Raw genomic sequence first — 13795 nt, 5'->3', positions numbered from 1 at the left:
CCTCTATGGTTTTATCTAATCCTCGCGAATGACGCTGAGGAAGGAATGGACGGAGTCCGTCAAATTTCCTGCGTTTGATCGAAGCTCTGACGCCGCTTTGTGGACACTTGCAGATGCGTTTCCGACATCATCCGTTGATCTCGCCAGATCTCCAATACTGTCAGCAAACAATTTGACGCCATCTGATGCCTTTCCGGCGCTAGACGCAATTTCTCGGGTGGCGGCATTTTGTTCCTCAACGGCCGACGCGATGGTCGAGGAAATCTCGTCAACACGTTTCACGGTTCCATCTATCCGAGAAATCGAGCCAACAGCGCCTTCCACCGCCTCTTGGATGGCATTGACCTGTCCAGAGATCTGATCCGTCGCTCGGGCTGTTTGATTGGCAAGTCCCTTTACTTCGTTGGCGACGACGGCGAATCCCTTCCCGGCCTCTCCCGCGCGGGCGGCCTCGATGGTGGCATTCAGCGCGAGAAGATTGGTTTGAGCGGCGATATCCTGGATCAAATTGACCACCTCGCCAATTTGACGCGCTTTCGCGGCCAGGTCTTCCACATTGACACTTGCCTCTTGGGCCTCCTGCGAGGCTTCTTGCGTGACTGCCGCAGCCATGCCGACATGCTGACTGATTTCCCGAATTGATGCCAAAAGTTCTTCGGAAGCGGTGGCGACAACCTGAACATTTTGACTGGCCATATCGGCGCCCCCTGTGGCGTCAGCCACGCGCCCTTTGGTTGCCTCCATCAGATTGGCCATACGGTCGGTGATTTGCCCCAGATCCTCGGCTGCGGAGGTTACGGAAGAGACCGCTTGTCCCGCATTCGCTTCGAACTCGTCTGCGACCTTTCGCATCATATCGCGCCGATGGTCCTCAACTTTCCGTTCCGCTGCGACAGCTTCCTCCTCCAGCTTCTTCGCTCTGATTGCGTTTTCACGAAACCCTTCCAAAGCCTTCGCCATCAACCCCATTTCGTTGGTTTGATCCAAGTAGGGGATCTGCGTCTCAAGCCGTCCTTCCGCGAGCAACCGCATCCGGTCCGCAAGGTCCAAAATAGGGCGAGCGAGGTAGCGACCGGTGAAAAAGGTCCCGAGAACAGACACAAGAAAGATAAAAAATCCTATTAAAGCAGCATGATTGCGTGCATCCACAGCACCTTTCAGCACGACGCTTGTCGGCACCGCTCCGACGAGCGTCCAGTTTTGAGGAGCCGGATTCATTTTCAAAGGCAGGGCAATCACATAGCTGTCGACACCCTCAACCGTTGCTTCCAAGAAATCCTGCGATCGCGCTTGTCGAATTTGCTCTTGGGAAATGCCGGTCTTGGCCACATCTGCGGCCAACATGGCCTGATCAGGATGCGCGACAACCGATCCTTGATCCGAAACCAACCAAACATGTCCCACTCCAAGAGGCTTTAGCTGTTCGACACTCTTTTGCAGGCCGCCCAAATCAAGATCGACCCCGGCAACACCGACAATCTCGCCATCAACAAAAACCGGAGCTGTGGTGGAGGTCATTAAGACCTTTTTGTCACCAACACTATCTTCCGCATAAGGCTCTATAATAGAAGGCTTTCCAGATTTAATTGGGACTTGATAGTATTCTTCTTCGTCTGCCGAATCCAGATCGGAAGAAGTGATGGGTATTCGTGTAATTTTCCCATCTTCACGCGCGTAATATGTCGCAATCAATTTTTTATAATCTTTTTCTTTAGATGAATTTATAAGGCCAGCTTGGATTTGGACCCATGTTCCAAACCAACTGGCATTTCTCTCAAGAGAGAGGCGTAGCGTATCATCGACGACGTCACGAGGGATTTGAGTCCCGTCTGTCTGCGCACGACCAATCGCCGAGGCGAGCAGGTCACCAAATCCCTCGGATGTGTTGAGTGCAGAAGCAAGGATGCTTTCCATATCACCGGCGGCGAGCGTCATGTCCACACGCATACTTCCGACGGCTGCTTTCCTGCTCTTGTCAAAGATCTCCTGGGAAACCACAGCAATGACGATAGAAAGAGAAAGCAAGAGAACCGCTGTGGAGAGAGCTGAGATTTTGAGACTTAAGGACCATTTCCGCATAATACCCCTCACTCATTAATGGTTATTCTGGCCAAAGAGACTATGGTAGATAGATATTTTCGGACGACATGTGTCAAATTATATTAACCCAGAATATAAACTTACAAAATTCACTTGTAGAATTCTATTCAGGCCAGAGCCAACTCCCGTCAGAGAGCCCGCAACCCCGTTCAATGCGCGCGTCAATCAGGGAAACGGGACGCGGTCAGGGGAGGCTTTTCGGATCGAAGAGAGGAGGGCGGTCGGCTTCATCCCAATCCGTTCGGCATCTTTTGGCTGTGTCTGCGGTTTATGACGGTATGGGTGGGACTTTGCGACCCGGGCTGGGGGGCAGGATCGGCTACCAACAGAATGGGCTTCCAATCGGGTCTATGACGACGATCAGGCCACTCCCGACGCGGGATGCCGCGCCTGGACCCCCATCATTGACGAACCAAAGGGGATGTTGTGCATCGGACCGGGGAAAAGGGCCCCTGGAGATCAGTCATTTATGCTGCGGGGTCTTATACCAAGCGGCGCGGGTTGAAAGCCACGCCGCTTTTCTTGCGTTCAAACGCCAGGCGGGCTTTTACGCGCCATAAGGCGCGGCGGCCATTTGGCCGCTTCCAAGGTGCGCTGAGGCAAACTCACCGCACCTTGGTATTATTCCTTCGGCGCCTCGGCGATGAACTCACCGAAGGCCCTGGGGCCATCGCCGGTTTCGATCTCTCCGATGACGTCCAGGTTGACCGCGTCAATTACGCTGACCGTATTGGAAAACCAGTTTGTCACATAGACCAAGGTGCCGTCGCTCGCGGTGTCGATTCCCTCGGGATATTCGCCCACATCGATGGTCTTCAGAACCTCCAGACTGGCCATGTCGAAGATTGTGACACTGTCATCGTACTGATTGGTCACGAAACCCTTGCCTTGGGCGAAGGCCACGCCATAGGGCCGCTCCCGGGTGGGAACCTTGCCCAGGGCCTGGCCCGTTTCCGGATTCACAACGCTGATTGTGTTGTCGGTCACGTCGGCGGAAAACAGACGGCCGTCCGCAGAAAAGCGGATGCCGAAGGGGTGGCCGCCAACGGGGATGTCCCGCAAGAACGTCAGGGACTCGGCGTCGAAGAGGGAAAGCGTGTTGGCGTCCCGGTCCGCAGTCGCAAGGAAACGACCGTCGACGGACAGGGCCAGCCCCGTGGGGGGGGCCGCGGTGGCAAGCGTACGCTCCAGCTTCAGGCCTTGGGTGCTGATGACCCAGACTCGGGCATTGTACCAGTCCGAGACGAAGAGCCGTCCCCTGGCCGGGTCAATGGCCGCGCCGATGGGGCCGCCATCAAGGGTCAGGTTTGCGGTGATGGCGTCACTGGCCATGTCAACGGCGCTGACCGTCTTGCTGTCCGCGCCGACCACATAAACCTGCCCGTTTGCGCTGTCGACTGCTACGCCAGCGGGAGCGCCCGGGATGGACAGACGTTTGATCTCGCGCCCCTCGCTCAGGTCAAGGACAGATAAGTCCGAAGAGCTTTGGTTGGTGACGAAGGCGAGATCCCCTGCCCAGGCAGGCGAGACCAGACCGAGAGCCACAGGGCCGAGAGTCATCATTCCAAGCGCCAGCGGGGCCATCAGCCCCGCCAGCAGGCTCGCTTGAAAACGGCGCTTACTGGCCAAACCGCTTAACCAGCGCATCGAGACCAGCCTGATACACCGCTTTGACGGCGGCGATGGCGGCTTCGTCGTTCAGTTCCGGCGGGGGATCATTGTTCGGATAGCCGCGGTAAAAGGCGCCCTTCCACTCAATGGTGGAACCCTCGCCATGGGGTTTCACGGTCAGATGGCTGGAATAGTTGGTGACTGGCAGAACCTCCACTGCCACATCGGTGATGCGGTAGGAGTAGCTCATCTTCTCGGGCTGGTACTTATAGAGCAGCTCGGAAATGGTCGGTCCGCCTTCCTTCCCGAGGGTGAGTACACGGGTGGCGTTGATATCGTTGCCCCCTTCTCCGGTGCTGGAGAACACGGCGGGATGCCAGGACATGTCCTGGAAGTTTCCGATGACGGCCCAGACCTCGGCAGGTGGTGCCGCGACATCGACGGACATCGCAAGCTTCTGTCGGGACGGGCCGTGGGCCTGGGCCAGCGATGCCGGGACCAGAAGGACCAGGAGCGCCACCCAGAAGGGACGAAGAAGTGACCGCATGAATAAACCCTTTTTCTTGAACGATGAGTCCTCCGGCGGAAGGGGCCGACCGGGTTGCTCCCGGTTCCCAGGACACCCCTCCGTCATGCCGGTAGTCTAGGGACTCTCAAGGGTCGGAAAAACCGCGCCATAAGTCGCGGTTTTCGAAGACCTTTCCTTTACTTAGGCTCAAGCCCCGGCCGGGCTCTTCCAGCAGAAAATGAAACCGGGTCCGCCGTTAAAACTTCTTAATTTTTCTTAGGAAAGCGATTTTGACCGGCCAGTGGACACTCGGGAATAGTCGAGACGGTCCTAAAGGAAATAAAGAAAAACCTGGGGAGGGATCCGTGAGACCTTTTGGCTTAAGTGGGTTGGCCGCCTTGGCCTGCCTGACATTTTCATCCATGGCTGCCTTTTCGGTTGAGGCACCGGTGGCGAAGGCCGGGGCGGTGGAGGTGAAAGCCGCCGTCCTCCGGGTCGACCACAAGGGGCTTTTGCCCATCTCCCGCCTGGACCTGCCGCCCGATGACCTTGGGTTTGCCGGGGCGGTTCTGGCGACGGAGGACAACCAGACCACCGGGAAATTTCTGGGCTTCGATTTCGAGACCGAAACCCTGGCCGTGACGCCGGAGGAGGCCCCCAAAGCCATTGCTGATCTGCGGGCCCGGGGCTTGGATCTTATCGTGCTTTTGGCCAATGGCGATGAAACCCTGGCTCTGGCCGATGCGGCAGGACCGGAGGCCCTGGTGCTGAACGCCGGAGCCCGGGATGACCGGCTGCGGGAGGAGGATTGCCGGGCCAATGTACTGCATGTGGCGCCGACTCGATCCATGCTGGCTGATGGCCTGATGCAGTTCCTCATGTGGAAGAAGTGGACGCGTCTTTACCTGATCCATGGCTCCCACCCAGAGGACGCTTTATTGGCCGAGGCCTATCGGCATTCGGCCCGCAAGTTCGGCGCCAAGATCGTTGAGGAGCGGGAGTTCGTCGACCGGGGCGGGGCGCGGATCAGCGACTCCGGCCATGTGCTCGTCCAACGGCAAATTCCCGTATTCACCCAAGGGGCGGAGGACCATGATGTGGTTCTGGCCGTCGACGAGTCCGATGTCTTCGCCCCCTATCTGCCCTATCACACCTGGGATCCGCGGCCGGTGGTCGGCTCCGCCGGGTTGCGGCCTGTCAGTTGGCATGCGGCCATGGAATCTTGGGGGGCGACCCAATTCCAGCGGCGTTTCGAGCGGGTGGCTGGCCGCCCCATGCGCCAGGAGGACTATCAGGTCTGGTTGGCCCTGCGTGTGATTGGCGAGGCCGCGTCGCGCACGGGCAAGGCGGATCCGGCGAGCCTGCGGGCCTATGCCCTGTCCGATGCCTTTGAACTGGCGGCCTTCAAGGGGCAAAAACTGACCTTCCGGAATTGGAATGGTCAGATGCGCCAGCCCATCCTGTTGAGCGACCGGACCCTGACCGTTTCGGTGTCCCCCCAGGAGGGGTTCCTGCACCAAACCAACCTTCTCGATACCCTGGGGCGGGACCGTCCCGAAACAAGCTGCACTGCTTTTGGAGAGACACAATGACACGCTTCGGCAATTTGGTCCCCGCCGCCCTGGTCTTGACCGGTTTGGCTTTCACGGCCTCCAACGCCTGGGCCAACAAGGTCTTCGTCAGCAACGAGCGGGATAACACGGTCACCGTTCTGGACAGCGAGTCCTGGGAAGTCATCGATACCTTCGCTGTGGGGAATCGGCCCCGGGGCATCACCATCAGCCCTGACGGGAAGCAGCTTTATGTCTGTGTCTCCGATGATGACACGGTCGAGGTCTTCGATCCGGACACCTATGCCCTGTTGGGAACCCTGCCGTCCGGGCCGGATCCGGAGCTGTTCGTGCTCGCGGCTTCGGGCAACCCCCTTTATATCGCCAATGAGGACGACAACCTGGTGACCGTGGTGGACGTGCACACCCGGAAGGTTCTTGCCGAGGTCCCCGTTGGGGTGGAGCCGGAAGGTATGGCGATCTCGCCCGATGGGAAGGTGCTTATCAACACCTCCGAAACCACCAATATGGCGCATTTCATCGATACAACGAGTTATGAAATCACCCACAATGTCCTGGTGGATGCCCGTCCCCGCTATGCGGAATTCAACCATGCGGCCACGAAGCTCTATGTCTCGGCTGAAGTGGGGGGAACGGTGTCGGTCATTGACCTGACCCAGGCGGAGCCGCCCGTGGCGAAGAAAATCACGTTCGAGGTTCCCGGGGTGACGGCGGAATGGCTGCAGCCGGTGGGGATCCGGGTGACCAACGACGACTCCAAGGTTTTCGTCGCCCTGGGTCCGGCAAACCGTGTTGCGGTGATCGACGGGAAAACCGATGAGGTTCAGGACTATCTGATGGTGGGCCAGCGGGTCTGGCAATTGGCCTTCACCCCCGATGAGAAATATCTGGTCACCACCAATGGCAATTCCAACGATGTCAGTATCATCGACGTTGCGGACAACAAGGTGATCAAATCCGTTCAGGTCGGGCAACAGCCCTGGGGGGTTGTTGTTTCTCCCAATTGAGGAGGGGGCTCTGTCATTCCCGCGAAAGTGCTAAGGTATGCCCGTTTCCAATGTGCCGCTCAGAAGTTAAGTAACAGGTTGTTTTTATTCGTCATCCCCGCGAAAGCGGGGATCCAGGGTTGATTTCGCTGTCGGTGATGAAGCGTGCTGGGATCCTGTCAACCGCATAGGTCAGTTCTCCCCACCCTGGATTCCCGCATACGCGGGAATGACGATGTGAAAAAGCTTAGGGCCAAATAAAGAAACGTGCCTTCGTTAGCGCGCACGCGGGGATGACAAAAGGGGGTGGGGAAAAGACAACGAAAAAGCGGGACGTGGAGGAGAGAGACCATGAAAATGACCATCGGTTTGGCGGCTCTGGCGGTCGTCTTTGGCGGTATCACAGCCAGTTGGGCCGAGGATCCGCCCCACCTGCGGGCGGCCATGCTGGGCGTGGGCACCGTCAATTGGGAAATGACGACCATCAAGGACAACGGGTTCGACGAAAAGAACGGGTTTGTCCTCGACGTCCAGGACTACGCCGACAACGCGGCCACCAAGATTGCCTTCGAAGGGGGAGAGGCGGATGTGATGGTGTCCGACTGGATCTGGGTTGCGCGCATGCGGGCCGATGGCCATGACTATGTCTTCCTGCCCTATTCCAAGGCCGTTGGGGGGCTGGTGGTCAAGGACGGGAGCGGTATCGAAAGCCTGCCCGATCTGGATGGCAAAAAGATCGGCATCGCGGGGGGGCCCCTCGACAAAAGCTGGCTGATCCTGCGCGCCTATGCCCGCAAGCGCTATGACTTCGATCTGGCGGGGCGGACCGAGCAGGTCTATGGCGCCCCGCCGTTGATCTTCAAGGCTGGCTTGGATGGGGAGACCGCAGGGGCCATCAACTTCTGGCATTTCCTCGCCAAGATGAAGGCCAAGGGGATGCACGACCTGGTGAGTGTCACCCAAGCCTCGGAGGCCCTGGGACTGGATCCCGAGACCCCGCTTCTGGGCTATGTGTTCAAGGGGGATTTCGTCGCCGCCCATCCGGAGGTGGTTCGGGGGTTCGCCAAGGCGTCCCGCGCCGCGAAGGACCTGCTGGCCAGCGATGACACCGCATGGGAGGCGCTCCGTCCCGCCATGCGAGCCAAGAGCGAGGCGGATTTCATCGCCCTGCGCGAGGGCTTCCGGGAGGGGATTCCCAGCGCCAAACCCGTGGACGAGGCCGCAGCCAACCGGTTCCTGGCGTTGATGGCGGAGCTGGGCGGCGAGAAGCTGGTCGGCAAGGCCAAGACCCTGCCCGATGGGGTCTTCCTCTCCCTTGAGTGAGTCGGTGAAAAGGGAGCGGGGCCTGCATCCTATGGCCATCAAGGTCCTGTCGGTGGCCCTGCTTCTGGCTGCCTGGATTGCTGGAGCCGCCTTGACCCGGGATCCCATGCTGTTGCCCCAGCCCTGGGTTCTGTTTCCCTTGTTCAAGGCGGAGGTGCTGTCGGGAACCCTTCCGGCCAACCTGTGGGCGACCTTGGTCCGGGTCATTTGGGCCTTCGTCCTGGCCATGGGAATTGGCGGGCTTCTGGGCTACGCCATGGGTCGCTGGGAGACGGTGAACCGGTGGTTGGATCCCTGGTTGGTGGTCTTCCTCAACCTGCCTGCCCTGGTCTTGATTGTCCTGTGCTACCTGTGGATTGGCCTCAACGAGACCGCCGCCATCCTGGCGGTAACCCTGAATAAGGTCCCCTCCGTCGCGACGGTCATCCGGGAGGGCGCCCGGGCCCGGGATCCGGACCTTGCGGCCATGGCCCAGGTCTTCCGTATGTCGACCGTTCGCCGGATCCGCCATGTGGTCCTGCCCCAATTGGCCCCCTTCATCGTCGCCGCAGCCCGCTCTGGCATGGCGGTGATCTGGAAGATCGTGTTGGTGGTTGAGTTCCTGGGGCGCTCCAACGGGGTAGGGTTCCAGATCCACCTCTATTTTCAGCAATTCGACGTGGCCATGGTGCTGGTCTATGCTCTCTCCTTCATCGCGGTGATGCTGACCGTGGAATGGGCGATCCTCCAACCCTTTGAGCGCCGCGTTCGGCTTTGGAGGGGCACATGATCCGGGTGGATGTCCGGTCCAAACGCCAGGGACCCAGGGAGATCCTGCGCGCTGTCCGCTTCCAGGTGGATCAGGGAGAGGTTCTGGCCATCCTCGGTCCCTCGGGTATTGGAAAGTCCACCCTTTTGCGCATTTGCGCGGGCATTGACGGCCAGTTCGAAGGACAGGTGGAACGTCCCGAGCGTCTCGCCATGGTTTTCCAGGAGCCGGTCCTCCTGCCCTGGCGGAGTGCGGTGGACAATTTGACCTTGACCGTTCCGGAGTTGAGCCGGGCGGAGGCCCTGGCCGCCTTGGTCCGGGTCGGCCTTGCGGAACGGGCAGAGGCCTATCCCCGCCAACTCTCCCTGGGTCAGCAACGGCGAGTGGCCCTGGCCCGGGCCTTCGCCGCCCGACCGGAGGTCCTTTTGCTCGACGAACCCTTCGCCTCCCTCGACTCGGCCAGCGCAGAAGATATGATCGCCTTGACCGAAGCGCTGATCGCCGAGACCCGACCGGCGACCCTGTTTGTCACCCATTCGGAGACGGAGGCGACCCGTTTGGCGACCCGGGTCATCCACCTTTCGGGAGAACCGGCGACCCTTTGTCCGTCGACTCCTTCCCCTTCCCCTTCCCCTTCCCCTTCGCCGTCCCCCACATCCCAGGAGGCACCCCGATGACCGATCCTTCCGCCGCCGCCCTGTCCGTGGAGGATGTCCGTTTCAACTACGGCCCCAAACAGGCCCTTGGTGGGGTCTCCTTCACGGTGGAGGCCGGAACTTTCCGTGCCCTTCTCGGTCCCAATGGGGCCGGGAAATCCACCCTGTTTTCCCTGCTGACCCGCTTGTTGGTGGCACCCGAGGGGCGGATCACCGTGGCTGGGTACGACCTGGCCAAATCGCCCCGGGCGGCCCTGGCCCGCATGGGGGTGGTCTTCCAGCAACCGACCCTGGACCTGGATCTGTCCGTGCGCCAATCCCTCCACTACTTCGCCGGGCTCCACGGCATGGCGGGTAAGCGGGCGTCGGTCGCCATTGACGCCGCGCTGGATCGCCTGGGGATGCGCGAAAGGGCGGCGGAGACGGTGCGTGCCCTGAACGGCGGCCATCGGCGCCGCATGGAGATCGCCCGGGCGCTGATTCACGAACCTACGGTCCTGTTGCTTGACGAACCGACGGTCGGCCTGGATGCCGCCAGTCGCCGGGCCATCACCGCCCATGTCCATGATCTGGCCGCAGCAGGCATGGCGGTGCTTTGGGCCACCCATCTGGTGGACGAGATCAAGGATGGGGATCAGGTGGTGGTGCTCCACCGGGGGCAGGTGCTCGCCGATGCCACGGCCAAGGAGGTTGCGGGAGAAGGCAGGCTGGCCGATGCCTTCCTACAGATGACGGGAGAGGAGGAGGCGGCGTGAGCATCTATCTGATCGCCCTGAAGGCTATCGTTACCCGCGAATCCCTGCGGTTTTTTAGTCAGCGCTGGCGGTTCGTCGCCGCCCTGGTGCGTCCCCTGGTTTGGTTGCTGGTCTTCGCTGCGGGCTTCCGGGCGGCGCTGGGGCTTTCGATCATCCCGCCCTATCAGACCTACATCACCTATGAGGTCTATATCGTGCCGGGGCTGTGCGGCATGATCCAATTGTTCAACGGGATGCAGTCCTCCCTTTCGCTGGTTTACGACCAGGAAATGGGGGCCATGCGCCTGCTTCTGACCTCGCCCTTGCCCCGGGGCTGGCTGCTGTTCTGCAAGCTGTTGGCCGGTGTGGTCGTCTCCATCGCTCAAATTTGGGTTTTCCTGGCCATTGCCTGGGCCATGGGGATCGAAATGGAGCCCCTGGGGTATCTTGCCGTGCTGCCCGTGCTCGTCCTCAGTGGGCTGATGTTGGGGGCGCTGGGGCTGTTGATTTCCTCGACCATCAAACAGTTGGAGAACTTCGCCGGGGTGATGAATTTCGTCATCTTCCCCATGTTCTTCCTATCCTCAGCTCTCTACCCCCTATGGAAAATGGGAGAAAGCTCGCCTTTGTTGCGGGATATCTGTGCGTTCAATCCCTTCACCCATGCGGTCGAGGCAATCCGCTTTGCCCTCTATCTGCAATGGAATGGCGAGGCCCTGGTCTGGACGGTGGGCAGTTTTGTGGTGTTCCTGGTTCTTGCCCTTTGGGGTTACGATCCGTCGCGGGCCTTGATGCGCCGGAAGGCGCGATAAGGGGGTTTTGATGTCCGGGGCGGGGCCGTTTGTCCTGCCCTGGACGAGCCGGGTTTTCCAGTCGCGGGTATGGTCGGCAGGATCAAAAAGAGACGTTATAACATAACGTTACCGGCCAATCTTCGCAAAAACGCCCACCTTCCTCCGTGTTGCTGCTTTTGCCCTTTTCCCCGATTTTGATCTCCAGGCCCGGGGTGGTGCTGATCTGCGCCATCGATCAATCCCAAGACAGTCGAAACCCGTGGGACGATCCCCTGGCGAAGGGCTCTGTCGAAGGCCCGGTGCCGTATGAGCCTGATGGGCCGCCCGCTGGGTGGGTCCCGCCCTTGCCATAGACCCGCCCAGTGGAAAGGGATGGAATACAGTGTTTGGTTTTTAAAGAACATATTTGGTGCGGAACAAACGACGAAGGCGCCCGAGCGCCCGACTCAAGGGAGGAATTCCATGGTGAAATTGCATCCGTCCATCGACAACGGCTTCGGCGCGGCCTCGCCCGACTTCGCCGGTGGCACCTTGACTTGCAAATGCGCGAGCAATCCGGTCACCGTCAAGATCAAGTCCCAGGTGGCCCATAACCACGCCTGCGGCTGCACCAAGTGCTGGAAACCCGAAGGCGCGATCTTCTCGCAGATCGCCGTGGTCGGTCGGGACGCCGTCGAAGTTGTCTCGGGCGCCGACAAACTGGAAGTGGTCGACCCCAACGCCGCCATTCAGCGCCACGCCTGCAAGGATTGCGGTGTGCACATGTATGGCCGCATCGAAAATACGGGCCACCCCTTCTACGGCCTGGATTTCGTGCATACGGAACTGAGCACCGAATCCGGTTGGTCTCCCCCGGAATTCGCCGCCTTCGTGTCCTCGGTCATCGAGAGCGGTGTGAACCCGGAAAGCATGGGCGAAATCCGCGCCCGTCTGGTCGAGCTGGGTCTGCAGCCCTACGATGCGCTGTCCCCTCCGCTCATGGACGCCATCGCGACCCATGTTGCAAAGGCGAGCGGCGCCCTCCCGTCCTAAAGGTCGGATCCCCCCTCCCTCCGGTCCAAATCTGCGGGGAGGGGGCCTACCTTTCCGTTTTCGTCGCCCAAGGGTATGATGGCGAGACAGGCCTTGAAACGGTCGAAGCGGGAGAGGACGACCCATGAACCGTCGCATAGGGTCCCTTACGAGCCTGAGGGCCAAGCTGGGGATCGGGTCTGGTCTTTTGGGGGCCGTTGCCATTTTGGCCTGCGCCCTCGCCGTGGTCGGTGTTGCCCGGGTGTCCCAACGGGTGGAGGCCGGCCTGGAAGCCGAGCGTCGCGTCGAACGGTACGCCGTTCTGTCCACTCAGGTTTCGACCTTCATGGTGATCTCCGTTGAGGCCTTGCAGGCGGGGCTGGATGCCGAGGCCCGAGCCGACCGGCTGTCCTCGCTGGTCCAGGCCATCCACGATACCTTTGCCACCATTCATTCCGATATCATGGGCGCGCTGTCGGAGGCGCGGCGCATGGGCGTCGATGATCTGCCCCGACGGGAAACCCAGGGGCTGACGGTGACCCGCATGGAAGCCCTGTTCAATGCGGCGGTCCGCGCCTTGACCGGGACCGACCGGCCCCCTCCCCAAAGGGCCACGGTCGATAGCTTCTCCCTGTCCTTCGATCCCCTGTTGAACACGGCCATCGCTGAGGAAACGCGGGCCAGGGAAGACATTTTGCGCTCGATCGAGGACGCTCGCTCCTTTCTGACGGGGACAGCGGTTGCCGGAGCCTTGGCCGCCCTGGTCCTGGTCGTCGCGTTCCATGGGGTGGTCACGGGACCTTTGCTGCGGCGTCTCGACCTGTTGCGAGGGGCTTCGCGGGACATTGGTCGGGGGGATTTTTCCGTCTCCCTGCCCAGTCTGTCGGAGAGTAGCGACGAGGTGGGGCAGGTCTTCCACGAGACCAACCGCATGGTGGACGCTCTTTCCCAGCGGGAGACGGAGGTGCGGGCCGAATGGGCGCGCCTGAACGAGACCATTGCCGAACGAACCGAGGACCTACGCCGGGCCAACGAGGCCCTCTCCCAGGCCGACGCCGACCGGCGGCGGTTCTTCGCCGATATCAGCCACGAATTGCGCACCCCTCTGACCGTGATCACCATGGAAGCCGAACTCGGTCTGGGGGGGAACGGCGACAGCACGACCAGTTTCACCACTATCCTGAACCGGGCGCGGCGTTTGAACCGGCGGATCGACGACCTGTTGCGGGTGGCGCGGTCGGAGAGCGGTCAGATCACCCTGGTGTCGATGCCCTTTGATTTGACCGCAGCGGCGGCGGAGGCCGTGGCCGAAGCCCGGCCCAGGGTGACCACGGCAGGGATGATATTGGAGATGGAGCCCGCACCGGAGATCCCGGTGGTCGGCGACATGAACTGGACCCGGCAAATTATCACCGACCTGATCGATAACGCCCTCCGCCATGCCCGCGAAGGAGGGGCCATCCGGGTGGACTTGCAGGCTGGAGCGGATCTGGGGCGCCTGCGGGTCATCGATAATGGCCCGGGAATCGCCCCCGCAGATCAGGAGCGGGTGTTTCAGCGCTTCTCCCAAGGGCAGGGCAAGGGGCGCTCCGAAGGCTATGGGATTGGCCTGTCCCTGGCCCAATGGGTCATCGAGGGGCAAGGGGGCGTTATCGACCTGGCAAGCCCCTCGCCCGAGGATGCCAGACTGGGATCTCAACCCGGGACCACGGTCATGCTGGGCCTGCCGATCGATCCCCTGTAAGCTGAGCCC

At 60.7% G+C, this 13795-nt stretch carries 13 protein-coding genes; 9 read left to right on the top strand and 4 right to left on the bottom strand.

What is annotated here, in order from left to right; genetic code table 11:
- Window positions 1-15 precede the first annotated feature (15 nt).
- From ACLIRY_RS13745 to ACLIRY_RS13735, 3 genes are all read right to left on the bottom strand, one after another.
- Window positions 16-2079, bottom strand: a complete 2064-nt coding sequence (locus tag ACLIRY_RS13745) for a methyl-accepting chemotaxis protein (protein WP_413205971.1) — start codon at window positions 2077-2079, stop codon at window positions 16-18.
- A gap of 642 nt (window positions 2080-2721) precedes the next feature.
- Window positions 2722-3747, bottom strand: a complete 1026-nt coding sequence (locus ACLIRY_RS13740) for a YncE family protein (protein ID WP_413205970.1) — start codon at window positions 3745-3747, stop codon at window positions 2722-2724.
- On the bottom strand, window positions 3719-4258 hold the full coding sequence (locus tag ACLIRY_RS13735; protein ID WP_413205969.1) for an SRPBCC family protein: 540 nt from the start codon (window positions 4256-4258) through the stop codon (window positions 3719-3721). The genes ACLIRY_RS13740 and ACLIRY_RS13735 overlap by 29 nt, the downstream gene beginning before the upstream one ends.
- A gap of 326 nt (window positions 4259-4584) precedes the next feature.
- On the opposite strand from ACLIRY_RS13735, the gene ACLIRY_RS13730 reads away from it, so the two are divergent.
- The 7 genes from ACLIRY_RS13730 (at window position 4585) to ACLIRY_RS13700 (ending at window position 11049) form a co-directional block, all read left to right on the top strand.
- Window positions 4585-5811 (top strand): ABC transporter substrate-binding protein, encoded by a 1227-nt coding sequence (locus ACLIRY_RS13730; protein ID WP_413205968.1) that lies wholly within the window; start codon window positions 4585-4587, stop codon window positions 5809-5811.
- A complete protein-coding gene (locus ACLIRY_RS13725) occupies window positions 5808-6797 on the top strand; it encodes a YVTN family beta-propeller repeat protein (protein WP_413205967.1) in 990 nt (329 codons plus the stop codon). The genes ACLIRY_RS13730 and ACLIRY_RS13725 overlap by 4 nt, the downstream gene beginning before the upstream one ends.
- A gap of 330 nt (window positions 6798-7127) precedes the next feature.
- Window positions 7128-8099, top strand: coding sequence for an ABC transporter substrate-binding protein (locus ACLIRY_RS13720; RefSeq protein WP_413205966.1), 972 nt, complete (start codon window positions 7128-7130; stop codon window positions 8097-8099).
- A 31-nt stretch (window positions 8100-8130) separates the two neighbouring features.
- Window positions 8131-8868, top strand: coding sequence for an ABC transporter permease (locus ACLIRY_RS13715; protein WP_413205965.1), 738 nt, complete (start codon window positions 8131-8133; stop codon window positions 8866-8868).
- The gene (locus ACLIRY_RS13710) at window positions 8865-9524 is read left to right on the top strand and encodes an ABC transporter ATP-binding protein (protein WP_413205964.1); all 660 of its coding nucleotides are present in this window, start codon (window positions 8865-8867) and stop codon (window positions 9522-9524) included. Before ACLIRY_RS13715 ends, ACLIRY_RS13710 begins: the two co-directional genes overlap by 4 nt.
- Complete coding sequence (locus tag ACLIRY_RS13705) at window positions 9521-10258, top strand: ABC transporter ATP-binding protein (protein WP_413205963.1); 738 nt, start codon at window positions 9521-9523, stop codon at window positions 10256-10258. Before ACLIRY_RS13710 ends, ACLIRY_RS13705 begins: the two co-directional genes overlap by 4 nt.
- Complete coding sequence (locus ACLIRY_RS13700; protein ID WP_413205962.1) at window positions 10255-11049, top strand: ABC transporter permease; 795 nt, start codon at window positions 10255-10257, stop codon at window positions 11047-11049. The genes ACLIRY_RS13705 and ACLIRY_RS13700 overlap by 4 nt, the downstream gene beginning before the upstream one ends.
- A gap of 82 nt (window positions 11050-11131) precedes the next feature.
- Here ACLIRY_RS13700 and ACLIRY_RS13695 read toward each other — a convergent pair whose 3' ends face one another.
- Window positions 11132-11263, bottom strand: coding sequence for a hypothetical protein (locus ACLIRY_RS13695; protein WP_413205961.1), 132 nt, complete (start codon window positions 11261-11263; stop codon window positions 11132-11134).
- A 230-nt stretch (window positions 11264-11493) separates the two neighbouring features.
- Between ACLIRY_RS13695 and gfa the strand changes: the two genes are divergently transcribed.
- Window positions 11494-12063 (top strand): S-(hydroxymethyl)glutathione synthase, encoded by a 570-nt coding sequence (gene gfa / locus ACLIRY_RS13690; RefSeq protein ID WP_413205960.1) that lies wholly within the window; start codon window positions 11494-11496, stop codon window positions 12061-12063.
- A 124-nt stretch (window positions 12064-12187) separates the two neighbouring features.
- On the top strand, window positions 12188-13786 hold the full coding sequence (locus ACLIRY_RS13685; RefSeq protein WP_413205959.1) for an ATP-binding protein: 1599 nt from the start codon (window positions 12188-12190) through the stop codon (window positions 13784-13786).
- Window positions 13787-13795: the final 9 nt, after the last annotated feature.

It is taken from the genome of Rhodospirillum sp. A1_3_36, from assembly GCF_047263945.1.
GTDB lineage: Bacteria > Pseudomonadota > Alphaproteobacteria > Rhodospirillales > Rhodospirillaceae > Rhodospirillum.
Note: the sequence above shows the minus strand (reverse complement) of the source record. Positions and strands in the feature narration are given on the sequence as shown.